At 51.1% G+C, this 26527-nt stretch carries 27 protein-coding genes and 1 tRNA gene; 26 read left to right on the top strand and 2 right to left on the bottom strand.

Going from position 1 to position 26527, the window contains the following annotated elements; genetic code table 11:
* Positions 1 to 6 precede the first annotated feature (6 nt).
* Together AWJ19_RS31715 and AWJ19_RS31710 are read left to right on the top strand one after the other, a co-directional pair.
* Positions 7 to 1173, top strand: coding sequence for an aminotransferase class V-fold PLP-dependent enzyme (locus AWJ19_RS31715; protein ID WP_068729563.1), 1167 nt, complete (start codon positions 7 to 9; stop codon positions 1171 to 1173).
* A 21-nt stretch (positions 1174 to 1194) separates the two neighbouring features.
* Positions 1195 to 1695: a DUF4446 family protein gene (locus AWJ19_RS31710; RefSeq protein ID WP_068729561.1), complete on the top strand. Its 501-nt coding sequence runs from the start codon at positions 1195 to 1197 to the stop codon at positions 1693 to 1695.
* Here the strand turns inward: AWJ19_RS31710 and yyaC are convergent.
* Positions 1667 to 2275, bottom strand: coding sequence for a spore protease YyaC (gene yyaC, locus AWJ19_RS31705; RefSeq protein ID WP_068729559.1), 609 nt, complete (start codon positions 2273 to 2275; stop codon positions 1667 to 1669). The two genes, AWJ19_RS31710 and yyaC, sit on opposite strands and share 29 nt — an antisense overlap.
* Positions 2276 to 2466: 191 nt before the next feature.
* On the opposite strand from yyaC, the gene AWJ19_RS31700 reads away from it, so the two are divergent.
* The 4 genes from AWJ19_RS31700 (at position 2467) to AWJ19_RS31685 (ending at position 4127) form a co-directional block, all read left to right on the top strand.
* Positions 2467 to 2724, top strand: coding sequence for a DUF3343 domain-containing protein (locus tag AWJ19_RS31700; RefSeq protein WP_068729557.1), 258 nt, complete (start codon positions 2467 to 2469; stop codon positions 2722 to 2724).
* 16 nt (positions 2725 to 2740) lie between these two features.
* On the top strand, positions 2741 to 3769 hold the full coding sequence (locus tag AWJ19_RS31695) for a mechanosensitive ion channel family protein (protein ID WP_068729555.1): 1029 nt from the start codon (positions 2741 to 2743) through the stop codon (positions 3767 to 3769).
* Positions 3769 to 3993: a DUF951 domain-containing protein gene (locus tag AWJ19_RS31690; RefSeq protein WP_068729554.1), complete on the top strand. Its 225-nt coding sequence runs from the start codon at positions 3769 to 3771 to the stop codon at positions 3991 to 3993. The genes AWJ19_RS31695 and AWJ19_RS31690 overlap by 1 nt, the downstream gene beginning before the upstream one ends.
* Positions 3994 to 4036: 43 nt before the next feature.
* Positions 4037 to 4127: transfer RNA gene (locus tag AWJ19_RS31685), tRNA-Ser, on the top strand.
* 476 nt (positions 4128 to 4603) lie between these two features.
* Here AWJ19_RS31685 and AWJ19_RS31680 read toward each other — a convergent pair.
* The gene (locus AWJ19_RS31680; RefSeq protein WP_039878033.1) at positions 4604 to 4801 is read right to left on the bottom strand and encodes a YjzC family protein; all 198 of its coding nucleotides are present in this window, start codon (positions 4799 to 4801) and stop codon (positions 4604 to 4606) included.
* 216 nt (positions 4802 to 5017) lie between these two features.
* Between AWJ19_RS31680 and rpsF the strand changes: the two genes are divergently transcribed.
* From rpsF to yycH, 20 genes are all read left to right on the top strand, one after another.
* Positions 5018 to 5302 (top strand): 30S ribosomal protein S6, encoded by a 285-nt coding sequence (gene rpsF / locus AWJ19_RS31675; RefSeq protein ID WP_025706808.1) that lies wholly within the window; start codon positions 5018 to 5020, stop codon positions 5300 to 5302.
* 48 nt (positions 5303 to 5350) lie between these two features.
* Positions 5351 to 5854 (top strand): single-stranded DNA-binding protein, encoded by a 504-nt coding sequence (gene ssb / locus AWJ19_RS31670; RefSeq protein WP_068729551.1) that lies wholly within the window; start codon positions 5351 to 5353, stop codon positions 5852 to 5854.
* A 21-nt stretch (positions 5855 to 5875) separates the two neighbouring features.
* The gene (gene rpsR / locus AWJ19_RS31665; RefSeq protein ID WP_019914552.1) at positions 5876 to 6148 is read left to right on the top strand and encodes a 30S ribosomal protein S18; all 273 of its coding nucleotides are present in this window, start codon (positions 5876 to 5878) and stop codon (positions 6146 to 6148) included.
* Positions 6149 to 6354: 206 nt separating this feature from the next.
* Positions 6355 to 6729: a glyoxalase/bleomycin resistance/extradiol dioxygenase family protein gene (locus tag AWJ19_RS31660; RefSeq protein ID WP_068729549.1), complete on the top strand. Its 375-nt coding sequence runs from the start codon at positions 6355 to 6357 to the stop codon at positions 6727 to 6729.
* Between the two features lie 404 nt (positions 6730 to 7133).
* Positions 7134 to 9089, top strand: a complete 1956-nt coding sequence (locus tag AWJ19_RS31655; protein ID WP_068729547.1) for a DNA mismatch repair protein MutS — start codon at positions 7134 to 7136, stop codon at positions 9087 to 9089.
* Positions 9090 to 9371: 282 nt separating this feature from the next.
* Complete coding sequence (locus AWJ19_RS35510) at positions 9372 to 9566, top strand: hypothetical protein (RefSeq protein WP_157890131.1); 195 nt, start codon at positions 9372 to 9374, stop codon at positions 9564 to 9566.
* A 19-nt stretch (positions 9567 to 9585) separates the two neighbouring features.
* On the top strand, positions 9586 to 11079 hold the full coding sequence (opp4A, locus tag AWJ19_RS31650; RefSeq protein WP_157890130.1) for an oligopeptide ABC transporter substrate-binding protein: 1494 nt from the start codon (positions 9586 to 9588) through the stop codon (positions 11077 to 11079).
* 411 nt (positions 11080 to 11490) lie between these two features.
* On the top strand, positions 11491 to 12522 hold the full coding sequence (locus AWJ19_RS31645; RefSeq protein ID WP_241781964.1) for an LCP family protein: 1032 nt from the start codon (positions 11491 to 11493) through the stop codon (positions 12520 to 12522).
* A gap of 175 nt (positions 12523 to 12697) precedes the next feature.
* Positions 12698 to 13135: a CBS domain-containing protein gene (locus AWJ19_RS31640; protein WP_068729544.1), complete on the top strand. Its 438-nt coding sequence runs from the start codon at positions 12698 to 12700 to the stop codon at positions 13133 to 13135.
* 192 nt (positions 13136 to 13327) lie between these two features.
* Positions 13328 to 13630 carry a MazG-like family protein gene (locus AWJ19_RS31635; RefSeq protein ID WP_198536682.1) on the top strand — a complete coding sequence of 101 codons (303 nt, stop codon included), beginning with the start codon at positions 13328 to 13330 and terminating at the stop codon, positions 13628 to 13630.
* 6 nt (positions 13631 to 13636) lie between these two features.
* A complete protein-coding gene (locus tag AWJ19_RS31630; protein WP_068729541.1) occupies positions 13637 to 14554 on the top strand; it encodes a DUF2232 domain-containing protein in 918 nt (305 codons plus the stop codon).
* Between the two features lie 11 nt (positions 14555 to 14565).
* The gene (locus AWJ19_RS31625; RefSeq protein ID WP_068729539.1) at positions 14566 to 16575 is read left to right on the top strand and encodes a DHH family phosphoesterase; all 2010 of its coding nucleotides are present in this window, start codon (positions 14566 to 14568) and stop codon (positions 16573 to 16575) included.
* Positions 16572 to 17018 (top strand): 50S ribosomal protein L9, encoded by a 447-nt coding sequence (rplI, locus tag AWJ19_RS31620; protein WP_068729537.1) that lies wholly within the window; start codon positions 16572 to 16574, stop codon positions 17016 to 17018. The genes AWJ19_RS31625 and rplI overlap by 4 nt, the downstream gene beginning before the upstream one ends.
* A 1-nt stretch (position 17019) precedes the next feature.
* Positions 17020 to 18381: a replicative DNA helicase gene (gene dnaB, locus AWJ19_RS31615; RefSeq protein ID WP_068729535.1), complete on the top strand. Its 1362-nt coding sequence runs from the start codon at positions 17020 to 17022 to the stop codon at positions 18379 to 18381.
* 214 nt (positions 18382 to 18595) lie between these two features.
* The gene (locus tag AWJ19_RS31610) at positions 18596 to 19882 is read left to right on the top strand and encodes an adenylosuccinate synthase (protein WP_068729533.1); all 1287 of its coding nucleotides are present in this window, start codon (positions 18596 to 18598) and stop codon (positions 19880 to 19882) included.
* Positions 19883 to 20075: 193 nt separating this feature from the next.
* Positions 20076 to 20708, top strand: a complete 633-nt coding sequence (locus tag AWJ19_RS31605; protein WP_068729531.1) for a hypothetical protein — start codon at positions 20076 to 20078, stop codon at positions 20706 to 20708.
* A gap of 341 nt (positions 20709 to 21049) precedes the next feature.
* Positions 21050 to 22597: a peptidoglycan DD-metalloendopeptidase family protein gene (locus tag AWJ19_RS31600; protein ID WP_068729529.1), complete on the top strand. Its 1548-nt coding sequence runs from the start codon at positions 21050 to 21052 to the stop codon at positions 22595 to 22597.
* Between the two features lie 138 nt (positions 22598 to 22735).
* Complete coding sequence (gene yycF / locus AWJ19_RS31595; protein ID WP_068729527.1) at positions 22736 to 23467, top strand: response regulator YycF; 732 nt, start codon at positions 22736 to 22738, stop codon at positions 23465 to 23467.
* A complete protein-coding gene (walK, locus tag AWJ19_RS31590) occupies positions 23467 to 25305 on the top strand; it encodes a cell wall metabolism sensor histidine kinase WalK (protein ID WP_068729525.1) in 1839 nt (612 codons plus the stop codon). The genes yycF and walK overlap by 1 nt, the downstream gene beginning before the upstream one ends.
* A complete protein-coding gene (gene yycH, locus AWJ19_RS31585) occupies positions 25302 to 26471 on the top strand; it encodes a two-component system activity regulator YycH (protein ID WP_347231180.1) in 1170 nt (389 codons plus the stop codon). Before walK ends, yycH begins: the two co-directional genes overlap by 4 nt.
* The last annotated feature ends 56 nt before the right edge of the window (positions 26472 to 26527 follow it).

The following is a 26527-nucleotide window of genomic DNA, read 5'->3' as shown; positions in this document are numbered from 1 at the left end:
TGGAGAATGGAACCGTTGTTGTATTTGGATCATGCGGCAACTTCCTGGCCTAAGCCGCCAGAGGTGGCTGCAGCGATGATGGAGGCCTTGGAACAGTCGGGTGCCAATGCAGGCAGAGGCAGCCACTCGTTGGCCATAGGAACGGGCAGAGTGCTTGTGAGGGCCCGAAGTATGCTTGCTGAGCTGTTTGGGATATCAAATGCACAGGACATCGCTTTTACTCATAACACGACAATGGGTCTCAATCTGGCCATAAAGGGGACGCTTCAGGCAGGGGATCATGTCATCTCAACGATGACCGAACATAATTCAGTGCGCCGTCCACTGGAGTACCTTCGCCGAACGATCGGTATACAGGTGGACTATCTTTGTGTAAATGAAGAAGGACAGGTTGATCTGATGGAACTGGAACGGCTGTTTAGACCTAATACCAGGATGGTTATCTGCAACCATAGTTCGAATCTCCTGGGAAGTATACTCCCTGTTGGTGAGATCGGAGAAATCGCCAAGGCGCATAAGGCTGTTTTTTTGGTTGATGCAGCACAGAGTGCCGGAACGTTGGATATCGATGTGCAGAAGATGAATATTGATATGCTTGCTTTTCCGGGGCATAAAGGCCTGCTTGGCCCGCAAGGGACGGGAGGGCTGTATATCTCTCCGGAACTTAATCCGGAACCTTTAATGCACGGGGGAACCGGTAGCCAGTCAGAAAGCAGTGAGCAGCCGACGGTCCGCCCTGACCGTTATGAGGCAGGAACCCAGAATGCTGTCGGTATTGCCGGGCTGCTGGCCGGAGTGCGCAAAATCAAAATGCTGGGTACCCATCATATCCATAAGCAGGAATGGCTGCTGACCCAGCAATTGATGGAGGGTTTGTCAGCAATTCCGGGGCTGAGGCTGCTTGGACCTGGAATAGGAGCGCCGCGGAGCGGAATTGTTTCGTTTACTATTGACGGTGAGGAATCAGCAGCTATTGCCCATCGGCTGGACCGCGAGTATAACATTGCTGTAAGGGCGGGAATGCACTGTACTCCGTTAGCCCATAAAGCAGCAGCCACGCTGGAGAGCGGGGCTGTCAGAGCAAGTGTAGGCATCAGTTCAACTGAGCATGATATAAAAAGAATGCTGGATGCCATGGAGGAGCTATACGGCCGGTCCCGCAGCAGCAGATAAATACAAAAGGATGGTCCATACATGTTAGAGCTGAATCAAATGATTAATGAACAAATTTCTCTGGTTATGTTCGCTGCAGTAATGATCATATTAATATTGTTGATTATGCAGATTGTTCAAGGCAGCAAGCTCCGCAGGATGCGGCGTAAGTATGAGGCAATGATGGGCGGTAACGGTATTGAGGATTTGGAAAGTCTGCTGATTGATCTAAAAAATCAAAGTGAGCGTCTGGATGAAGAACAACGTGAACATAAGACACTGATTGAAGCGGCTCAGAATAAACTGCGCGGCATGAAATCCAAAGTAGCTGTGAAGCGGTATAATGCATTTGGTGAGCGTGGAAGCGACCTGAGCTTCTCCATAGCCATTATCGATGACGGCAGTAACGGTGTAGTCTTAACAAGTCTGCATAACCGCGAGAATTCTTATATCTATGCCAAACCGCTTGAGAACGGGTCATCACAATATCCGTTGTCCCCGGAAGAAAAGGAAGTTATTGCTCAAGCGCAGCAGCAGATTTAGCATGGAGGTTCCATTGTTTTAAGGCAGAGTAGAGGCTGACGGCAATGATGTCCGATAAGCGCATTACGAGGCTCAGGCGGGTATTCTGAAGCACGAAGTATTCCATGAATCCGCCCACATTGACAATACCGGTTAAATGAATGTCTCCGACAGGAGGCAGCTGCTTGTTGACACCGGCACCAGGGCGCAGAGGACCGTCAACGACCTGGATGCAGCCTACGCTGGCGGAATGCCCCAGGCAGGCATCAATGCCGATGATAAAAGGATCATTATGTTTGTTATAAATGAGCGTTAGTGTCTCCTCCAAATTAACGGCGTGCACCGGCTCGTCCAAAGTTCCGTACAGATGAAATAACGGGCTGTGAAAGCGGGATAAAGCGGTGCCCACAAGAGGGCCCAGTGAATCACCGGTGGAGCGGTCTGTGCCCACGCAGACAATAACAATCGGAGTATCCGGACGTGTACGCGAGAAGTGGAACAGCAGGCGGTGGGTAATGGCCGAGTAAATATTAGGATCTGCATGTGATATTTTAAGACATGACGGTTCTGGCAGCGATACAGCTTTAGAAGATAAATTCATATAACCTTCCTTTCTTCAGGCGGAGCTTCTACGAAAATACCAGCAGGATGTTCATTCCATTTCAAAGATTGCTGATAAGGTATTGCGCTATTCCGCAGGAGAGTGTTGATGATCCTAGTATATGGATGAAAAAAGCTTTTTATACTACAGGTGCAAGAGATAGGACCTTAAGACCAGAGGGAGTGATGGAGATGGGGGAAGAGCTGCTGATTGCGTTTGACTCAACCCAGCAGGCACTGCGTGCTGAGATGCTGCTGGAGTATGCGGAAATGGAAATTGATATCTTCCCGACTCCGAAGGAAATTACAGCGGGCTGTGCGATGTCGATTCAGTTTTTTCGCAAGGATCTGTCAGGGGTGAGAGAAATCATCGCTGGACAAAACGTGGAAATCCGCGGGATCTTTGGCAGGAATGAAGAGGGAAACGGGTATATGGAGATACATGATTAAAGAGGGAGGGACCTGAATGCAAACCTGGTTGTTGGAATCTGCGGCATCTGGTGCTTTGGATGATGCTGTCCGGTTCAAGGATAGGGTGTGGAACTGGTTAACGGATGCTGATATGTGGGCGAATGTTTTGTTTTCGGGGCTCAGAATCCTGGCTATTTTTATTTTGACCCGGCTGATAATTAAAATAGTCTACAAAGTCATTGACCGTTCGATGGAAAAAGAGGTAACAGGAAGCAGACTGCTGGCAAACAGCCGGCGCTTTTCTACTGTGGGCGGGCTTCTGAAAAATGTGGTCACGGTCATCTGTAATTTTATCATGATTATGCTGATTCTTTCTGAATTCAACTTCGATCTGGGGCCGCTGCTGGCTGGCGCAGGTGTTGTCGGTCTGGCTATCGGGTTTGGAGCACAAAGTTTGGTCAAGGATGTAATTACCGGCTTCTTTATCATTTTTGAAGATCAGTTTGCAGTAGGCGATGTGATTCAGACCGGTACTTATAAAGGAACTGTGGAGATGATCGGGCTCAGAACAACCAGGCTGCTCAGCTTTACAGGTGAGGTTCACATTGTTCCTAACGGTTCGATAGTCAATGTAACCAACTATTCTTTGGCTAATGCGATGGCTGTGGTGGACGTGCCGGTGAAGATCGAGCGGGGTCTGGAAAATACGCTTGCCCTGATAGGTGAAGCACTGAAGGGAATTGAGGAGCGGAGTGATAACATTATCGCTTACCCGAATATTCTCGGTATTCAGTCCATGAGCACATCGGAGTTTGTGATCCGTATAGCCGCTAACTGCCAGCCTAATGCCCGGGAAGCTGCGCAGCGGCAGATTCAGAGCGATATCAAACAGGCTCTGGAGAAACAGACAGCCCAGGAAGAGGCTGAGGCAGCGCGTAAAGCGCTGGAGCAGGAAGAGCAGGCATCAAGAGCGGCAATAGAGGCTGAGCTTGTAAAAACAGCCAGGGAAGCCAGTGAGACGGCAGGAACCATCCCGAGAAGGCTGATTGCAGCTGCCCAAGAGGGAGAAGAGGGGGATAACTGATGGAACGGAAGGTCTTTGGACTTGGGGATATTGTGCTGATGAAAAAGCCTCATCCCTGCGGAACGAACGAAATGGAGATCATCCGGATGGGGATGGATATCCGCATAAAATGCACCGGCTGCCAGCACAGCGTACTGATTCCCCGTGCCAAGTTCGAGAAAAACCTCAAAAAAGTGCTCCGCTCAAAGAGTGCTTCAACAGAATCGGACGGGCACGATATTTAAGCTTGCAAAAGCAAATACACCATGATACAATAGGTCTTGCTGCGGAGAGGTACCCAAGAGGCCCAAGGGGGCTGACTCGAAATCAGTTAGGCGTGTCAAAGCGTGCGTGGGTTCGAATCCCACCCTCTCCGCCACCACAGCTTTTTAATAATATTACTAATCAGACCTTCGCTGCTGCGGAGGTTTTTTTGTTGTATAGTTACTGCGTTCAGGGAAGCGGGCAGAGGTACCGTTATGTACACGCAAAAGGGAGATCCTTGCGGATCTCCCTCCAGAGGCAGTACATCAATGATGTTTGGATTTGTCTGTCTAAAGCCGCTAAAGTGCTGGGTGTTGCAAAAGCTGTTGCCTTTTTTAAAAGATAAGAAAGTATAGGTTGCACCATAACTTTAGCCTTATCTTTCCCGCAGATACGGACACCGTCCAATGAGGACGGCGAAGCCGTTACTACATGAGGGCCAGCCTTACTGTTCCCGGATTACAATAGTTGCTGAATCAGAATCCCAGTGATTGTGTTCGTCATCGACGTTCAACGGAACCACACCTCTCTTTTGTACTGCCTGAGATTATTATGTGCCTGAGTCAGCTTTTTATACATGCCTGCACAAAATTAATGGACACGCGCTTTCTCAACCTTTTTCCACTTGCGGTCCTTGTTGGTGGTCTCAGGGAAAATATCGCCTTTCTCCATTGTGATCCGCTTTGGATTCTGGATTTGCGTGTGGAAGCTGCGCGCTTCTCCAACCTCAGTGTAAACACCAGGGTTCGGTGCCCGGTCCCCTTTTTCATATTCTGTCTGCTCGCCCATTATAAATCCTCCTTCTCAAGAGTGATAATTACAGATCTATTGTGCGCAGCGGCGGAAGGCTTCATGTAGCTAAAAAGTACCTGAGGGATCTAATGTATGATATTGCTTGCAATCAGCAGAGCAATTTGGTAAACTGATTTGGTGCGAGTCTATGTTTGTGCTCGCTCCTTGCTCCTGACATGATCAGGGGCCGAAGACCATAAGGAGGTGAAATTTATGCGCAAATACGAAGTGATGTACATTATTCGTCCTGATATTGAACAAGAAGCCGTTCAAGCAGCAGTCGAAAAATTCCAAGGCATCATCTCCAACGGCGGGGAAATTACAAAGCACGATGTGCAGGGTAAACGCCGTCTTGCGTATGAGATCAAGAAATTCCGTGATGGCGTTTATGTATTGGTTAACTTCACTGCAGAACCTGCAGTAGTTACTGAGCTTGAGCGTATCATGAAGATTTCCGACGAAGTTATTCGTTATCTCATTACGAACGACGTTGCCTAAGATCGAGACAAGCTTTGTAACCAATCGCGCTATAAGGAGGGGATTGAATTGTTGAACCGTATCATTCTGATCGGTCGGTTGACCCGTGACCCGGAACTTCGTTATACTCCTGCTGGTGTTGCCGTAACACAGTTTACGCTTGCCGTAGACCGTAACTTTACGGGCCAGAACGGTGAACGCGAAGCGGACTTCATCCCGGTAGTAACCTGGAGACAGCTGGCTGAGACCTGTGCCAATTATTTGCGCAAAGGCCGTCTGGCAGCCGTAGAAGGACGCATCCAAGTACGGAATTATGAGAATAACGAAGGCAAACGTGTATACGTAACTGAAGTTATTGCTGATAACGTCCGTTTCCTGGAATCCTCGCAGAACCGTGAAGGCGGAAATGCAAGTGGCGGAAGTATGCCTGAAGAGCCTGCCTATGGCGGCGGTAACGGCGGTAACAGTGCACGCGGAAATAACAACAATTTCTCGCGCAGCAACAATAATCAAGATCCTTTTTCGGGCGATGGAAAACCGATCGATATATCGGATGATGATTTGCCATTTTAATAAGGAAGGACTGAAAAGAACATGGCTTTCAAACAAAGAGAAGGCGGAGACAACGACAAAAGACCGGCACGTCGTGGTGGACGCAACAAGCGCAAAAAAGTGTGCTACTTCACTGTGAACAAAATTACTCACATTGACTATAAAGACACTGAGCTTCTCAAGAAGTTCATCAGCGAACGCGGAAAGATTCTGCCGCGTCGTGTAACTGGTACAAGTGCAAAATACCAACGCGCTCTGACCATTGCTGTAAAACGCTCGCGTCAAATCGCGCTGCTGCCTTACACAACGGAGTAGGACGTTTTATGAAGCAGCCGGCTAAGCCGGCTGCTTTTTTGATTGTTATGAGAGCCCCTCAATGTACCTGTGCGGGGTTGTTTGGTGTGTTCAGCAATCTTATAGATAGGCTTATTAAGCCTTGGTAGCTATCACAGCAATTGTATATAATAAGCAAAGACGGTGCACACAGCAGCTGTCCAATTAAAAATCCTGGAGGCATAACCATGATCAGTGCAAGCCCTTATGTAATAATTGAAAATGTGCGTGAATCGGCCGATTACTACCAGAGCGTATTCGGCGGCGAAATTAAGGTGCTGAACGAGCATAACGGCAAGCTGCTGCATGCGGAGCTGCACCTGGGCTCCAGCCTGATTCATTTCTCGGATGATTACGGCCGAGGTGCCAAGACAGCCAATGTCAGCATCATTATGGCACTGGAGAGCGAAGAAGAGCTGCGTGCCATCTATGCCAGACTGGTTGAAGACGGCGGTAAAGTTCAGGTAGAGCTGCAGAAGACCTTTTTCGGGGCGCTTCATGGACAAGTATCAGATGTTAAAAACGGCATTACCTGGGTATTTAATTATTTCTCCGGCAATTGACGTGATCAGCGGAATGTAGTAAATTACAGGTATCCTATAACAAAAGGGGAAATTTTGATGTCGGTGAGCGTTCTTAACTAAGCAATTTCATATCACCTGAAGATAGGCATTAGCAGGTTCAGTCTTGGCTGAGGGCTTGCTCTGTTTAAGTATGTGCGATAGCATACTTATCACCTGTGTTCATGGTGGATGATTAGTTAAGAACACGCGAAGCGTCAACATTGGCCTCTTTTTGGGCTATTGTTCTCTTTGTGATAAACCGTGCTCTTGAGCGCGGTTTTTTCTATTTTCCAAAGGGGCAATACCATCTAAGTGAGGGCAAGGACTGCATTGTGCAGTCTTTGCCCTTTTTTGCGTTATCAGGAGCTGTTCATACTACAGGCAGGGAAAAAGGAGGATTATCAGTGAATACAGAAAGTCTGTGCACACTCGGATATGAGGGAATTAAAGGTGAGGTTACGCGGTACGCGGTTTCCTATGAAGGGAAGAGGCTGGCAGGGGAGCTTGCCCCGATGGTTTATCTTCCGGCAATACAGCGGGCACTGGAAGAAACGGAGGAGGCCAAGGAGCTGCTGGAGCGCGGGGCAAGCGTGCCGTTGCCGTCCCTTGAAGGCATTGAATGGATTATCTCGCTGATGGGGACGGGATATTTATACAATGAGCAGGACTTCACAGCCATTGCAACCTTTCTGAACAGTTGCAGCCAACTCCGCAAATACATGGCCTCCAAGGAGCAGAGCTCACCGAGAATTGCGGCCTACGGGGCTTCACTGCAGGAGCTGCGGCAGCTGAGGGATGAAATCGACCGCTGCATCCGGTTTGGTGTCATTGAAAGCCAGGCCAGCAAAGGGCTGGAGCGGGTGCGGAAACGGCTGACAGTGGCTAAGGAGCGGCTGCAGCGCAAGCTGGAGAGCATTATGGCCCGGCATCAGTCTATCCTGCAGGAGAGTCTGGTCAGTATGCGGGGCGGCAGGTACGTTATACCCGTGAAGAGGGAGTATCATAAGCAGGTAAAAGGGGCTGTGCTCGATCAGTCGACAAGCGGGCAGACGGTATTCGTAGAGCCTTATGAGGTTGCCGCCCTCCAGGGCGAGTTGGAGCTTCTCACAGCTGAGGAGGCGAGAGAGGAGGGCATTATCCTGAGCATGCTGAGCGGCCTTGTAGAACGCGAGCAGGAGGCGCTGCGCATTAATATTGAAGTAACGGGCACCTACGATTTCATCTTTGCCAAGGCTAAATATGCCAGGAGTATAGGGGCGCGGAATGTTGCGCTGAATGAGCGGGGATGGTTCCGGATGAATGGAGGCAGGCATCCCGAGCTGAAGGATATGGTACCGGTCAGCCTGGAGTTCGGTCACGGCTATAAATCGCTGATCGTCACAGGCCCTAATACCGGCGGAAAAACCGTTGTACTCAAAACACTCGGGCTGCTGGCAGCCATGGCGCAATCCGGACTGCTCGTTCCTGTGGAGGAGCATAGTGACTTTGCTGTATTCCGGGACATTATCAGTGTGATCGGAGACGGCCAGAGCCTGACCCAGTCGCTCAGCACCTTCTCGGCCCAGATGAAGAGCATTGAGGGCATGCTGCGTGCTGCAGGCAGGGACGTACTGCTGCTGATCGATGAGCTGGCCGCCGGTACGGACCCGGGTGAGGGCTTTGCCCTTTCCATTGCTATACTTGAAGAGCTGAACCGCAAGGGGGCCAATATAATTGTGACCACTCATTTTAATGAGTTAAAAGCATTCGCCGCTTCTACACCGGGATTCGAAAATGCGCGGATGGAGTTTGATAAGCATACGCTGCAGCCGCTGTATAAGCTGACCATCGGTGAGGCAGGCGAAAGCTATGCCCTGCAGATTGCCGAGAAGCTCGGCATTCCGGGTGAGGTAATCCGGCGGTCCCATGAGCTTACAGAGCAGCAGCGGACACCTGGAAGCCGTATCAGCGGTGTTGGACGAAAGGCAGCCCTTAAGCCGAATCCCGGTTATAAAACGCCCGGAAGCACTCAAGACGGATTTCAGGAGGAGGAAGAGGACAGCAGTCACCCGAAGAACGGTAAAACAGCGGAAACCGGCTTTGAAATCGGTGATGCAGTATACATTACTTCCCTTAACCGGACGGGAATTGTCTATGCCAGACAGGACAGCATGGGCATTGTCGGGGTGATGGTCCAGAAGGAGAAAATGCGCATAAACCATAAACGTCTGAAGCCGTACCTGTCAAAAGATGAGCTGTATCCGGAGGACTATGACTTTGATATTCTGTTCGAGACTAAGGAAAACCGGAAAAAGCGCAAGCTGATGCGGAAAAGACATGTAGAAGGACTTAGCATTATCCATACGGAGGAAGAGGTATAAACCGTCTGCAGAACGCTTAGGCCTGCCTGAAAAGGCAGGCTTTTTAGGCTGCAAATATAGTTTCCAAACGTGCGTCCTCCAATTATTGACTTCCCATTCCGGGCATTATTCGTTATTCTCTAAGTTGTAGCTGATAAAATTTATATATAAAAAATTTACGCAGTGTATGATATATATAACTTAATATGGAATGTAATTGGAATTTAACGGAATATGATTTAAAATAATATTCGTTGGAAAACGCTTACATTATCAGGGTGTACCTAAGAAAGGAAGAACTACATGCATAAATCCAAGATCGGCATTTTGCTGCTGCTCATTACCTGTATATTGACAGCATGCAATGGCGCAGGGACAAGCAGTAATTCCTACGCGGTACGTTACAATAAAGTTGAAGAGAAAGCTGTGTCAGGCGGTACAGTTACCTATGCTTATACCTCTCCTTTTCAGGGAATGTTTGAACCCGCCTTTTTTTGAAGGGGAGGATGATTCCAATGTGCTGGATTTCATTACGGAAGGCATGTTCACGGTAAGAGATGACCTGACGACCGTACCCAATATTGCATCCTGGAAGGAATCCGAAGATCATACCGTGTTTACCTTCAAAATCAGGCCTGGTGTCCGCTGGCATAACGGTGATGAGCTGACGGTTGAGGACTGGAAATTTGCACTAGAGACCATTGCCAGTCCTGATTATACGGGTTCCAGATACTATAGTGTAGAGATGATTAAAGGGGCCGAGGCCTATCACCGGGGAGAAACGGACGAATTGGCGGGAGTCAAGGTCATCGACCCGTATACGCTGAGGATTACAGTAAACTCTGCCCGGGTGAATACAATCGATAATCTGTGGCCGTATCCGATGAACAAAAAATATTTTGAGGGAGTCGCAGTCAAGGATATGGCGGACAGCGACCAGGTGCGCAAGAGGCCAATCGGTATCGGACCTTTTGAGGTGACAGAGATTCAGCCCGGCCAGCTTGTCCGGATGAAGAGATTCGATAACTATTACAAAGGTAAGGCGCTGCTCGACGGAGTTGACTATAAAGTCGTCGGGGACGAAGAGTTAACCGGACTGCTGGAAGATGGCAGCATTGATATCGGTACTGTACCAAGGGATACGTATTCTGCACTTCAACAGCTTGATAACATAACGCTAATGCAATCGGCAGAGCTGTCATACGAATACATAGGCTTCAAATTCGGACACTGGGACGAGTCAGCCCGGCAGAATGTGATGGACAACCCTAAGTTCGCTGATAAGCGCCTGCGGCAGGCCATGTATTATGCGCTGGACCGGCAGGGTATTATAGACCGCTTCTCTTACGGTCTCGGTGAACTGATTGAAACGCCGATCCCTAGCACCAGCTGGGCCAAAATACCGGACACCGAAATTAACACGTATCCCTATGATCCGCAGAAGGCGATGACACTGCTGCAGGAAGCGGGGTATACCGATATTGACGGCGACGGCTGGCGTGAAGATCCGCAGGGACAAAAGCTTATTATCCACTATGATGCGATGAGCGGGAACGCTACAGCGGAAGAGCGGACGCAGGCGGTTATGCAGAACTGGCGCGACATCGGCCTTAATGTGCAGCTTAATGGGGGCAAGCTCAAGGATTTGAACACCTTTTACGAAGCGGTTGAAAACGATGATCCTACGGTGGAGGTCTTCAATGGAGTATGGGGGCTCGCCAGTGATCCTGACCCATCCGGGCTGTGGCGTGCATCTGATCTGTGGAATTATTCCCGCTGGTCATCAGAGCGAAGCGAAGAGCTGATCCTTGAAGGCGTGCAGGCCAAAGCTTATGACAGGGATTACCGCAAGCAGGTCTACCATGAATGGCAGCAGCTGATCAATGAAGAGGTGCCGATGATCTTTTTCGCGGAACGGATGAACATTACCGCCGTGAGCAAACGCCTGCAGGGCGTGCGGGTCAACTCCATAAGCAATATCAATGAGCCGGATAAATGGTGGATTAAATAAAATGTGCAGAATAGTTTAGCAGAACCTGAAGGATCAGCGGCAGAAAGGCTGCGGTCCGGAAGGTTTTGCTTTTTTTTTGTGAAAATAAAATCAAAAGCGGATTTAGCGCGTCATATACTTTAGGAATGAACGGCTGCTGCAGCATCAAAATTGTCGTTTTTTGTTATTTCTTTTTAGAGGCCAAGTGATTACAATAGAAATATTGTTTGTGTCAAAGCCGTTTTCCAAGTTTATTCTACAATTAGAACGACCCTAATTCCTGAAAGGGGGAACACTAATACCGAATGGGGCAGATGAACGACAGCCGAGAGAAGTCCGGAGATGAGCGCCTGGCAAGCCGCAGGCAGCCATTGTAAATAGATCGCAAGCAATGATTATATTCCACAATAAAGAAGGAATCATTTGATGAATATGAAAAAGCTGAAGAAAAGGTATATAGCCCTTATAGCGGTAGCAGTCATCATCTTGGGAGGGTTTCTGTTTCAGAAGCAGCTTGCAGTGCTGGCTTTTGACCTGTTCCTCTCTGACCGGGTAGAGGCGAAGCTCGAAAAGGAGTCATACGTGCCGCTTGTTAAGGACAGCCAGACTGCTGTTAAACCGGAGCCTGTCGTCTTCAAAAGCGACCCGTTCTCCCTGATGCTGCTCGGAACGGATCAGCGCGGTAATGAAACTGCGCGTTCGGATACGATGATCTACGCCGTTGTCCGGCCGGAGGATTACAAGCTCCTGCTGATCTCTATTCCCCGTGATACGTACACGGAAATCATCGGACACAGGGACAACAAAAAAGACAAAATTACCCATGCCTATGCATTTGGCGGCCAGCAGATGGCCAAAGATACACTGGAGGCACTGCTCGGACATGATATCCAATATTATGCCACAATTAACTTCCAGGGCCTGAAGGATGCAGTTGATGCCATTGGCGGCGTTCCGCTGCCCATCAAGAAGGATATTGTCAATAAAGGCGCCGATCATGAGAAATTCACTATTGTAGGCGGCAAATCCAATTACAGCGGTGAAGAGGCGCTCAACTATACCCGTTACCGGGAGGACAGTGATTTTAACCGGACCAAGCGCCAGCAGGTCTTTATTGATGTGGTTGCGAATAAAATGTTATCGATCAGCCAGATTGGCAAAATCCCTGAGCTGCTTGATATTATGGGTGAGAATTTCAAGACAGACATGGAGCCTTCGCTGATTATCAGCCTGGCCAAGAAGTTCATGGGCGGCAAGGACATGGATATCTCCAGCTTTACCGTTATGGGTGAAGGCAAAAAAATTGACGGTGTGTATTATGACATCGTTGATGAAGAGGATTTGAGTGAGGCGCAGGCCATGATCGATAACTGGATGAATGCCAGCACACCGGTCAGCCAGCTGATTGAGCCCGGCAAAGCGGCAAATGCACTGGAGCCGAAGGCTACAGCAACAGCAGAATAACCGCACGTAAATACCATAGAAGTATAAATGCAGCAGCCATGTGTAATGTTAGTGGCTGCTGCTTACTGTCTTCGTGGTATAATGAAATGGAACGACTCGCCGGGTGAAACGTATGATTACGGGTGCCCTTAGAAGCAGGGTTAATTCCTTCGGAATTCTTTGAGGAGGATCAGAGATGAATATTGCGTTTTTTTTACTTCCCAAGCAGGAGGTGGCCTGCGTTACACTGGATTCGACGCTGCGCCAGACCCTGGAAAGGATGGAATTTCACCGCTATACTGCTGTACCGATTCTTAACAGAAACGGAGAATACGCCGGAACGGTGACAGAAGGCGATCTGCTGTGGTACATGAAGGATTCAGGCGGAACGGTTACTTTTGAGAATGCTTCCAAATTTCTGCTTAAGGATGTGCCGCTGCGGATGAATAATCTGCCGGTATCCATTGATGCTGATATGGAGGATCTGATTAATCTGGCCAAGGTGCAGAATTTCGTGCCGGTGGTCGATGATATGAACCGTTTCATCGGTATTGTCCGCCGGAGCCAGATTATTGAATACTGCGAGAAGGTCGTTTCGCGTCAATCGCAAGCTCAGGCGCAGGAATCATTATAATGATTAACTGATTGCAGAAGCAGATGGAACACTGATAAGGCCTGTATTTCCGGCATATAACGGAATGCGGGCCTTTTTTGAAGGGCCCTTTAGTCAAGGCCTTTCGGGGGCTGGGGGTTCCGTGTGACCGGGAAATATTTATGCTATAATGGAGAATAATGCTTTTGCCGGAGGTAGAGAGACGTGCCGAATGTGCCGAAGGATCTGGATGTAGCCAAACGCGCCAAAGTAATTGAGTGGTTAAAGACCGAAGTGATCGACCAAGTCTCAAGGCTGTTTAAGGCGCTTTGGGAAGGCAGTACCGCCCGTGTCGGCGACAGTCTGGCCAGCCTGATTATGAGCTCTTATATCCTGGGACGCCGGCTTGGACTCCCTTACCGGGAGCTTGATGACCTGCTGCTGGAGAAGCTAAGGAAGCATAGGCAGGAAGGGCATCAGCTTGAAGAATGGTACAATGATATATCTGCACTAGAAGAACATATGCGTAAGAGGTGAAAACTGTTGAAATTCCGCTGGACATCTGTGGCATGGAGCATCGCATACTTACTGCTGCTGTTATCCCTATCCACCCCGCTGCTCATTATTACTACACTATTTCTGATCATTCCGGCTGTAGTGCTGTTCACTACCCTGAACACGAAACAGTTTATTCTTCATCTATTGCCTGTCCTGCTGATCGTAGGCCTGATTACACCTGTCTATGTGCTGTTAGCGCTCTATTTCCTGATTCCTGCGCTCGTAATGGGAAGATGGTACAGGAAGCGCGCCTCGGCATTGTCCACCATTCTGGCCGGAACCGTTACGATTCTTGGACAGTTTCTGCTGCTTCTTGTCGTGGGTACCGCGTTGTTTGATTTTAGCCTAACCACTTATGTAACAGATACGGTGCAGATGGTTGCGGACATACTAGCTGAACTCGGCACAGGCAACCCGCTGGCCAGTGAATTTGTTCTCACCTCCAAGGATGTAAGTGATATCAGCTTTATGACCATACAGGTGATTCCAATCACGCTGATCATGAGCTCCTTCATAATGGCTGTAATTACCCATTCCATTGTCCGCCCTATTCTTAACAGTATGGAATATGCGGTTCCGAAACTGAAGCCTGCACGTGAATGGAGACTCTCGAGATCGTTTATCTGGTACTACCTGATTGGCGTCATCATCAGCTTCATCTTCGGCAATTCGGACAGCGGCTTTATGCCGATGATCAGTGCCAACCTGCTGCCGCTGCTCCAGGCTGTCTTTATCATCCAGACCATCGGCTTCATGTTCTTTATTGTCCATGAGCTCAAGTGGAGCAAGGTTATAGCGGTCGTGCTGTCACTGCTGGTTCTGTGGATACCGGGACTTTGGATTATCGGTGTTATTGACATTGCCTTCCCGCTGCGGGAGTTTGTGAAGAAATCGAAACGATAGGGTGAGAGGTCATGCCTAAATTTCTGCAAAGACGCTGGCACGGCTATCATACCGTATGGGCGTTCCTGCTGATGCTGGTCCTTATTATCATTGTCAGCAGCTATAACTGGGTTCTCGGTGTGGCCAGCCTGTTTCTGGCAGGCACGCTGTGCTTCTCAATGCTGCAGGCGGAGCTCTCGTTCCGGCGCAATCTGGTGGAGTATATCAACGGTCTGTCCTTCCGGATCAAAAGGGTGGAAGGCGAGGCGGTCAGCATGCTTCCCCTTGGCATCATCCTGTACAGTGAGGACCGAACTGTGGAGTGGCATAACCGCAACGCCAGTGATATCTTCAGCCGCAAGACACTTGTAGGTGAAGAACTGCAGGAGCTGCTGCCTGATGTAGTGCCTGCACTGGCCGCAGGCGGGCCGGTGAAGCGGGAAGCGGCCAGGGATACCGGCATACTGAAGGATGTCAGACAGGAAATCACCGTGGACGACCGGTATTACCAGGCGGTGATCATTCCCAGTGAACGCATGCTGTACTTATACGATATTACGGAGCTTGTGGTGCTTCGTGAACGCTATGAGGAAGAAAAGCTGGCCATCGGTATTGTCATGATGGACAATCTGGATGAGGCCGCCCAGGGCATGGACGACCAGCAGCGGACTTCGCTGATTGCCAAGGTAGCCAGTGAAATTACGGAATGGAGCAAGCAGTTCGAGGTCTATCTGCGGCGGCTGTCTTCAGAGCGGTATCTGATGCTGCTTAATCACCGCAGCCTGCAGGCGCTGGAGGAGAGCCGGTTCGTCATTCTCGATGAAGTGCGCGAGATGACAGCTGATCTTAAAGTGCCGATGACCCTGAGCATCGGTCTTGCTTATGGGACGGAGTCTGCAAGCGAGCTTGGGGCACTGGCGCAGTCCAGCCTGGATATGGCGCTCGGGCGCGGCGGCGACCAGGCTGCGGTGAAGGCAGGCCAGCGCCTGTCCTTCTACGGCGGCAAGAGCAATGCTGCAGAGAAGCGGACCCGGGTACGGGCCAGGGTCATTGCCCATGCGCTGCGCGACCTTATGCAGGAGAGTGACAAGGTGCTGATTATGGGCCACCGCACGCCTGACATTGACGCGATCGGTGCTTCAATCGGCCTGCTTAAGGCTGCACAGATGTACAATGTGGAAGCCAGCATTGTTATGGAGGGGCCGAACCCCTCCATAACCCGGATGCTGGAACAGATCAAGCGGGATGAGGACCTGTACAGCAATTTTATCACCACCGAGCAGGCACTGCAGATGATGACCGAGCATACGCTGCTCATCGTTGTAGATACCCATAAAGCCTCAATGACTATGGAGCCGCGGCTGGTGCAGTATGCCAGCCGGGTCGTTGTCGTTGACCATCACCGGCGGGGTGAAGAGTTCATTAATGATGCCGTGCTGGTATATCTGGAGCCGTATGCCTCCTCAACCTGTGAGCTGGTAACGGAGCTGCTGCAGTATATTCACGACAAGATCAAGCTAAGCCCGCTGGAGGCGACCATGCTGCTAGCCGGTATTACGGTGGATACGAAGCATTTTGCCCTTCATACCGGCTCCCGTACATTTGAGGCGGCAGGCTTCCTGCGGCGGATCGGGGCGGATACGATCCTGATCCAGCGTATGCTGAAGGAGGATCTGCAGGAGTATATCTCCAAAGCCGAAATTATCAAACATGCGCGGATGGTGTATGATCATATTGCACTGGTTGTAACGTCACCGGGCATGAAAATCCCGCAGCTGCTTATTGCCCAGACAGCAGATACTCTTCTGGGCATGACGAATGTGGTGGCATCCTTTGTCATCAGTGAGCGGCCTGACGGCCTGATCGGCATCAGCGCGCGTTCATTGGGACGGATGAACGTGCAGGTCGTGATGGAGAAGCTGGGCGGCGGCGGACACCTGTCCAACGCGGCGGTGCAGCTTGAAGGAACCTGTAAGGAAGCAGAGGCCAGACTGCTTGAAGTGCTGGCGGAAATTGAAGCGAAAGAGGGGCTGTTCGAATGAAGGTCATTTTTATAAAAGATGTTAAGGGACAAGGTAAAAAAGGACAGGTTAAAGAGGTATCGGAAGGCTACGCAACGAACTTCCTGCTGCCGCGCGGACTCGTACGTCCGGCTACTGACGGCAACGTCAAGACACTGGAGAACCAGGCTGCTGCCGAACAACGCAAGAAGGAACAGGAGAAAGAGGAGGCAGTACAGCTTGGCAAGAAGCTGGACGAGCTTACCCTGACAATGAAAGCAAAATCAGGTGAAGGCGGCCGGCTGTTCGGGGCAATCACCAGCAAGCAGATTGCCGAGACGCTTGCAGCGACACAGGGGATCGTGATCGACAAACGCAAGATTGAGATGAATGATCCTATCCGTCATATCGGCACATTCCAGATTCATGTGAAGCTGCATACTGAAGTAAAGGCTAACCTCACGGTTCAGGTAACGGAGGAGTAAAATGGGTGGAGATCTCTTTTTCGATCGGATTCCCCCGCAGAATCTGGAGGCGGAGCAGGCCGTACTAGGTGCTGTTCTGCTGCATGATGAGGCGCTGATTACAGCGATGGAGCGGGTGCAAACCGAAGACTTCTACGACAAACCGCATCAGATGATCTTTGAGGCGATGGTGCAGCTCGGAGAAGAGAGCCAGCCGATTGACCTGATTACACTGACCTCCCGGTTACAGGATAAGGGAGAGCTTGAGGATATCGGCGGTGTCAGCTATCTGGCTAAGCTGGCCCATGCAGTGCCGACCGCAGCCAACGTGGACTACTATGCCCAGATCATTGAAGAAAAGGCGATGCTGCGGCGGCTGATACGCACAGCTACGCAGATTGTCAGCGAAGGCTACACCGGCGGCGAAGATGTAGGCATTATGCTGAGCGATGCCGAGCGGCGGATCCTGGAAATCTCCAACCGGCGCAGCGGCAGCGGCTTTATTGCCATCCGTGACGTCGTGATGGAGGTGTTCGACCGTGTGGAAATGCTCCATCAGAATAAAGGCAATACCTCGGGGATTCCGACCGGATTCGTCGACCTTGATCATATGACCAACGGCTTTCAGCGCAATGACCTGATCATTGTTGCTGCCCGTCCTTCTGTCGGCAAGACGGCGTTCGCGCTGAATATAGCCCAGAACGTAGCGGTCCGCGCCCAGGAGACCGTGGCGATCTTCAGTCTGGAAATGTCGGCGGCCCAGCTGGTACAGCGTATGATTTGCGCCGAGGCTAATCTGGATGCCAATATCATGCGTACCGGCGAATTCAAAAATGATGACGACTGGTCCAAGCTGACCATGGGGATCCAAGCCTTGGCTGAGTCAGAAATCTACATTGATGATACTCCCGGGATTACGGTTACCGATATCCGCGCCAAATGCCGCAGGCTGAAGAAGGAAAAAGGCCTTGGCATGATCGTCATCGACTACCTGCAGCTGATTCAGGGCCGCGGCAAGCCCGGCGAGAACCGCCAGCAGGAGGTCTCCGAGATTTCCCGTACGCTGAAGCAGATTGCCCGTGAGCTGGACGTTCCGGTTATTGCCCTGTCCCAGCTCAGCCGCGGTGTTGAGCAGCGTCAGGATAAGCGACCGATGATGAGTGACCTCCGTGAATCCGGTTCAATTGAGCAGGATGCCGATATCGTAGCGTTCCTGTACCGTGACGATTACTATAACCAGGATACGGAGAAAAAGAATATTATCGAAATCATTATTGCCAAGCAGCGTAACGGTCCGGTAGGCACCGTGGAGCTTGTATTTCTGAAGAACTTTAACAAGTTCGTCAACTACGAGCGCGCACACTCCGAACCGTTTGCAGGTTAGGCGATTTATGCACAATATCCGAACGATCATACATTTACCTGTGTGATCGTTCGTTTTTATTTGACTTTAAAAAGTACCGCTGTTACACTGGTTATTGTGCTTTAGCGGGTTAAACCCGCATAGCGTCCGGAGGGCTGCGTACATAAGAACGCTGTACAGGGCCCATATTATTATAAATAATGGTGCTAAAGCTGGCGCCAACGGAGGAATGAATATGTCAACGGTAGTCGTCGTGGGAACACAATGGGGAGACGAAGGCAAAGGGAAGATCACTGACTTTCTGGCAGAGAGCGCAGATGTGGTCGCCCGGTATCAGGGGGGCAACAATGCCGGTCACACGATTCTGATTGACGGGAAGAAGTTCAAGCTGAGCCTGATTCCATCTGGTGTATTTTATAAAGAGAAAACTTGTGTAATCGGTAACGGAATGGTCATCAATCCTGAAGCCCTGATCCAAGAAATTAATTATATTCATGAAAATGGCTTTGATACGAAGAACCTGGTCATCAGCGACCGTGCCCATGTCATCATGCCGTACCATATGCTGCTGGATGCGCTGGAGGAAGACCGCAAGGGCCCGAATAAGATCGGAACCACCCGCAAAGGGATCGGCCCTGCTTATATGGACAAAGCTGCCCGTAACGGCATCCGGATCGCCGATCTGATGGACGCCGAGGAATTCGAGCTGAGACTGCGTCATCTTGTAACGGAGAAAAACCAGGTTATTACACAGGTTTATGGTGCTGAACCGCTGGATGTAGAAGAGATTCTGGCGAAATACCTGGAATATGCAGAAGTGCTCCGCGGTTATGTAACGGACACCTCCGTTATTCTGAACGATGCCATTGATGCGGATTCCAAGGTGCTGTTCGAAGGTGCCCAAGGCGTTATGCTGGATATCGACCAGGGAACGTATCCGTTCGTAACCTCCTCGAATCCGTCCGCCGGTGGTGTGTGCATCGGCTCCGGTGTTGGCCCGTCGAAGATCAAGCAGGTTATCGGTGTTGCCAAAGCCTACACTACACGTGTTGGCGACGGCCCGTTCCCGACAGAGCTCAGTGATGCAACCGGTGACTACATCCGTGAGACTGGCCATGAGTACGGTACGGTAACCGGACGTCCGCGCCGTGTGGGCTGGTTCGACAGCGTAGTGGTGCGTCATGCCCGCCGCGTAAGCGGAATTACCGGCTTGTCGCTTAACTCGCTGGACGTGCTCAGCGGGCTGGAAACCGTTAAGATCTGCACCGGCTACAAATACCGCGGAGAGATTATCACCCATTATCCTGCCAGCCTCAAAATGCTGGCTGAATGTGAAGCGGTGTATGAAGAGCTTCCAGGCTGGAGCGAGGATATCACTGCTGCTAAGACTCTGGAGGATCTGCCGGCCAATACCCGCCGCTACGTGGAGCGTGTATCTGAACTGACGGGTATTCCAATCGCCATCTTCTCGGTTGGACGTAACCGTGAGCAGACTAATCAAGTGCTGCCAATCTACGTATAATAAACGGTTTATAACGAGAGGACCTCTGCAAAGGGGTCCTTTTTGCATGTCTGTTTCTCACTTGCACCTGGCTCTGTTCACCGGATATACGTTTCCCGCCGCGTAATATGGTCAATACTGGAATTTAAGAGCGGTAAAAGATTCGTTTTCCGAAAGATGGAGTATGACAGAGAGCAAGGGAGAAGTGATCATAATGAAGATTGTAAAAAATGCAGTTGGCATATGCCTGATTGTTGTACTGGCCAGTGCGCTGTCAGTGCTGACAACGGCCTATGTGGTTAATACCTACATTCAGTCGGTGCTGGCAAGCTTTGATATTAAGCTGGACAGCCCGGCGCCGGGAATCGGCGGCTTTGTGAAGAGTCTGACGGGAATGGGCAGTAAGACTGAATCAGACGAGGTCACCGGCCAGAAGGAGAAAGAGAATACCGGGGAGAATCCGGCCAAGGACACCGGCGATAAGGCGGTAGAGGAGAAGGTACCTGAGGATGCTGTGGCCGTTATGGGCCAGCCGGCCGATGAGGATACCGCGAATGGCTCGGATGCCCCGGATGCGGAGAGCAAGGATCAACAGCTGGTTATGACTCCTGACGCGATGAGTGAGATGAAGGATAATATACCGGAAGAGGATAAGGTAGGTATCTTCAATATTCTGATGACAAAGCTTCCGCAGGAGGAGATGCAGGCGATCTCTACAGCAATGGAGGATGGGCTAACAGAAGCTGAAGTTAAGGAAATACAGGAGGTTATTGCCAGATACGTAAATCAGGATGAATATGAGCTGCTAATGAAAATGCTTACACCGGATTCTTCCGTAAATCCATAAATTACAAAAGAGTCAATTTTTAGACACAGGAATGGTGTTTAAACTGCAAATTCTTGATAAAAACCCGCGATAAACGCGGGTTTTGCCATGTTTAGAAAGTTGAAATTATTCTTCGGGCTATGGTACAGTAAAAAAGGACTAGAAGGGGTTAATTTTTTGTAACCTTTTAAGTGCTGAAAGACACTGGTCATACCGTGAAAATTTATAACATACAACACGAACCATTCACACTAATGTAAAAATAAAAATAAGACACAGCAGAATATATAAAAGGGGTCGCAAAACAAGCTTGGCCGCTCTTCAGGAGCGGGCTGAACGGGCAGATTGAAAGGGAGAGTTTCATGAAGGGATTTAAGTTCATGCGCCGGATGGGGAAGCTGCGGGGCAGCGAAGGAACATCCGCAGGATCCGGTGCAGAGAGTCAACAGGGCACACGTGCCTCCGGAGACGCTATTGTCTTTCATCAGGAACCCAAACCGCGCAGACTGCGGCGTTCCTGGATTGCAGCATCAGCCGGGCTGGTGCTTTTGTCTGCATTCCTGGTCGGGGCAGAGAAGAGGTATGTGGCTGCCAATACAGTCACCTATTACACGGTGCTGGTGAAGGGCGAAGAAATCGGCAAGATCAGCCAGCAGTCTGAGCTGGACCAGCTGTTTGAACAGAAACGCGAGGAATACCAGACCAAGTATCCCGACTCCGTTATGGTTTTGCAGACAACCGGGATTACTACCGAGGAAGAAGCGGCGTATAAGCCGGTGGTTGACACTGCAGCTACGCTGGACAAGCTGGATGGCATGCTCAAGGCATATGCAGTCGGTGTTCAGCTGACTGTAGACGGCAAATCCATCGGTATTGTTAAGGACCAGGAAACAGCAAATGCTGTACTGCAGGGCGTGAAGGAGCATTACCTGCCAGCTGCAGCGGAGACAGCAGGTGTACAGCTGAAGAAGATGGCGGCCACCAGCAAGGCGGCGGTTTCCGCAAACACGGGGAAGGTGGATTCGGCTTCCATCGAGGAAGAAGTGACCATTGTTCCGGTCAAGGCTGACCCTAACAAGGTGTTAACGCTGGAGGAAGCGGTCAAGGCACTGACGGAAGGCAAGGAAGAGCCGCTGGTCTATACCGTACAGGAAGGTGATACAGTTTCCGGAATTGCGAAGCGGTTCAGCATCACCCAGGCTGATATCTTCCGCAACAATCCGGCGGTCAAGGAGCTGACCCTGCAGATCGGCGATGAGCTGCAGCTGACTGTTCCGCAGCCTGAGCTTACCGTTACAACGGTTGAGCAGGTAACAGAGCAGGTGGTTACAGAGCCTGAGGTCATTGTCCGTACAAGCGATCAGCTGGCTGCCGGCAAGAGCAAGGTTGTTCGTCCCGGCCAGACCGGGCTGAAGGAAATGCAGTACCGGTTAACGAAGGAGAACGGCCTGGTCGTCAAGGAGGAGTGGCTGGGACAGACGGTGCTCAAGGAGTCGCTGCCCGAAGTCGTCTACCGGGGGACAAAGGTTGTCGGTGAAGGAACTGGCATGTTCGCCTGGCCGGTCAGCGGTGCAACCTTATCCAGCAGCTTCGGCGAACGCTGGGGACGCGCCCATAAGGGTATAGACCTCGTGTCGGGCAACCGTACGATTAAGGCAGCCGATGCAGGAACCGTTACCTTTGCCGGCGTACAGAGCGGATACGGCAATGTAGTTATTGTCGATCACAGGAACGGTTACGTGACCTATTACGGTCACTTGCGCAGTATTTCCGTCTCAGTCGGACAACGGCTTGAGCAGGGAGGAAAGATAGGGATTATGGGTAACACGGGCCGCTCGACGGGAACCCACCTGCATTTTGAAATCCGCAAGAACGGCACAGCCGTCAATCCGCTAAAATATTTGAAATAATACATTCTTTATAACCCAGCCGTCCGAAACCGTTTCGGGCGGCTTTATATTTACCGGGAGTAGGATGTGACGTTAGGACAGGTATGTTAAAATAAGAGAATCAATGACAAGTATGGCGAGAAAGGTGAAGCTGAGCATATGCAGATGGGGACGATTCTGGTAGTTGACGATGAACAGCCTATTGCGGATATTTTGAAATTCAATTTAGAAAAAGAAGGCTATGAGGTGATCTGCGCGTTTGACGGCAACAGCGCGGTGGAGCTGGCACTATCCAAACGGCCTGATCTGATGCTGCTCGATCTTATGCTTCCAGGCAAGGACGGAATGGATGTGTGCCGCGAGGTGCGTCTGGCGCATCTGGATATTCCGATTATCATGCTGACCGCCAAGGACGGGGAGATCGATAAGGTGCTGGGCCTTGAGCTGGGCGCCGATGATTATGTAACCAAACCCTTCAGCACACGCGAGCTGCTGGCCAGAGTCAAAGCGCAGATGCGGCGCCAGCATAAACCGGTATCTGCCGGATTGCTGAATGAGACGGTGGAGAGCAAGCAGGGTATCCAGCATTTCGGGCTGTTCGTGGATACCGACATGTACATGGTCTACAAGGACGGAGAACCGCTGGATCTGACCCACCGCGAATATGAGCTGCTCTATTATATGATCCGCCATGCCGGCAAAGTTATGACACGGGAGCATCTGCTGCAGGCGGTATGGGGATTCGAATATTTCGGGGATGTCCGGACTGTCGATGTCACAATCCGGCGCCTGAGAGAAAAAATTGAGGAGAATCCCAGCAAGCCGGAATATATCTTTACCCGGCGGGGACTGGGCTATCTGATGCATAGCCCCAAAAGCGGGGGCCTGTGATGAAGAAAGGGCTGTCCTTTTTCCGGACAATTCAGGCCAGGCTGACCATTATTTATGTTTTGCTGATCCTGGTGGCGATGCAGCTGATCGGGGTTTATTTTGTCAGCTCGATGAAGAATTCCCTGACTGAGAATTTCACCAAGGATCTGAAGGCAAGGGCGGAGATGCTGTCCATCCTGACTGCGGATAAGCTTGGCAGTGAAACCGGAACAACGGATGAAGAGGCCGCAGTGGAGAGCCTGCGCGGCATGGTCAATAACCTGTACATCAACGGTGCGGAAATTCAGGTGCTTGATGCGAGCGGCAAAATTATTACGACTTCCGTTCCGTCACAGAATGACTATGTGGGGCAGCGGAATACTCAGACTGTGGTCAGCCGGGCGCTGCAGGGCATCAGCGATAATGAGGAATATATCATCGCCGATGATAATGTGCGCAAGAAAGTTGTAGCCAAGCCTGTGCTTGCCGGTGATAAGGTCGTTGGAGCGATTTATATTGCTGCCGATATGAAGGATCTGTATGCGACGATGAGCCGGATCAACAGCGTGTTCCTCTCCGGGCTGCTGCTGGCCTTGGCGCTGACGGCTGTGTTATGTGTCATTCTGGCTCATACGATTACCCATCCGATTAAAGAGATGACCCGTCATGCCACTGCCCTTGCTGAAGGCAAGTTCAACCGCAGGATGCCCGAGTTTGGCAATGACGAAATCGGCCAGCTGAGCCAGGCATTCAACTATATGACCGGCCGGCTGCGTGAGGCGCTGTCGCAGAATGAGGAGGAGAAGGAGAAGCTGGCCTCCATCCTGACCAACATGAGCGACGGCGTGGTTGCTACCGATGAGAGCGGCAGGGTCATCCTGATGAATACCCGCGCTGCAGATATGCTGGGCTCTGAGGGTCCGCTGCCCGAAGGGGCGCCGCTTGATGAACTGCTCGGACTGGATCATGAGCAGACAGGGTCGCTTGCCGAGGGCAATGCCCAGTCGGCACTGATTCACCTGTCGCCGATGGGCGGGGGAGACCCGAACATCGTGCGGGTGACATTCACTCCAATCCACCGGCGCGAGGGCGGGGGAATCGCCGGGACGATTGCCGTGCTGCAGGATGTCACAGAGCAGGAGAATCTGGAGGAGTCACGGCGTGAGTTCGTGGCGAACGTCTCCCATGAGCTGCGGACCCCGCTGACGACGATCAAGAGCTACGTGGAAGCGCTGGATGACGGGGCGCTGGATGACCAGCAGCTTGCCGTGCGTTTCGTCGGCGTGATCCGCAACGAAACGGAGCGGATGATCCGGCTTGTCACCGACCTGCTGCATCTGTCGCGGCTGGATTCCAAGGAATCCAGCCTGCGTATCCAGCAGACCGATATCTCCGAGATGCTGGAGGATGTTGCCGACCGCTTCTCGTTCCAGATCCGCCAGAAGCGGATTCACATCAGCACGATCGTGCACAAGGATGTCGCCATGGCCTGGCTGGACCGGGACCAGATTGATCAGGTGCTTGGCAATCTGGTGTCCAATGCACTGAAATATACGCCTGAGGGCGGCACGATCAGCCTGCAGGCCGTAAAAAGCGAGGACGGGATGCTGGCTATATCGGTACGCGATTCCGGGATCGGAATTCCCAAGAAGGATATTGAGCGTATCTTTGAACGCTTTTACCGGGTGGACAAGGCCCGTTCGCGGAATATGGGCGGTACGGGTCTCGGACTGTCCATTGCCCGGGAAATTGTCAAAGCGCACGGCGGTTCCATTTCCCTGCAGTCGGAGCTTAACGAGGGCTCATTAGTCACATTTACGCTGCCTCTGCTGAACCAGCAAAGGGGGAGTGAAGGATGAGAGAGAAACTGAAAACCTGGATTCTTGCTATCCTGGTCCTCGGCAGTCTGGTAGAAAGCTATTATCTGATCTACCGGCTTCCGGGCAGTGATTCAGCGGTCATGTCTGAGAATTTGTATGTCAAAACCGATAATATGGGCCCTGAGGAAAAGGTTGAAAACCTGCTCTATCCCGACAGGATGATTATTCATATGGGCGGAGCGAAGCATACGCTGTTCTACCCCGATTCCACCTTCTATGATCTGATCTTTAACCGGCTCAAGGGAAGGAGCTTTGAAAGCTTCCAGCGGCGCTCGGTGGAGGACTTTGACTGGGACAAAATCCGCAGCGAAAATGCCGGGATTGAGCTGAGCTTCGGCGCCGGAATCCCTGTTACGCTGCTGCAGCGGGTAATGCAGCTGTCGCCTGATTCGCTGTTTGAGGGAGAAAGCATTGACCGGATCTGGATTTACAATGTCAAAAATGATTCGAAGGCGCATGCCGTCTTTTTCAGTACCAGAGGCGACATTGTGTATGAAGCAGCCAAAGCTGATCTTACCGTGCAGGACGTGCAGCAGCATGTCGACTTCGGCATCAATTGGACTCCCTATACAGCGGTGAACGGGGATTATTATGTGCCACAGGAGAAGCTGGGTCTGGTCGAGGCCGAGATGCCGTCCGGCATGTATACCATTGAACAGATGCAGAGCAATCTTTTCTTTGATGCGGGAAGCACCAGATACATTCCGGAAAAAGACGGCTCCAAGATCTATACCGACAGCAAGCGCAGCCTTCAGGTTGATCAGGAGCTGAACTGGATGAGCTACAGCGATCCTGCGGCGCTGCCGGCCGGCGAGAGCACGCCTGCCAAGGATGCGCTGGAGGCTGTTGATTTCGTCAATCAGCACGGCGGATGGAACGGGACCTACCGTCTGGCTTCGACGGAAGAGGAAAAGCAGGAGCGCAAGGTTTCGTTTCAGCAGTATTACGGCTCGTACCCGATTATGAGCCGGCCGCAGCTGCAGTACGGGGTCATCATCCTGGAGCTGCAGCAGGGTACCGTATCTTCCTACGAACGTTCGCTGATGTATACTGAGGAAGAACAGGCAGAAAAGCGGATTGTAGAGCTTCCGGGGGGGACGAGCTTAAGGCCAAGCTGGCCCAGATCAGCTCCGGCTCTGCTGTGAAGGATCTGATCCCGGCCTATATTCCTGTACTGCAGCGGGACACCCTGCGCCTTACA

This window comes from Paenibacillus sp. DMB5, assembly GCF_001517085.1.
GTDB lineage: Bacteria > Bacillota > Bacilli > Paenibacillales > Paenibacillaceae > Paenibacillus_AQ.
Note: the sequence above shows the minus strand (reverse complement) of the source record. Positions and strands in the feature narration are given on the sequence as shown.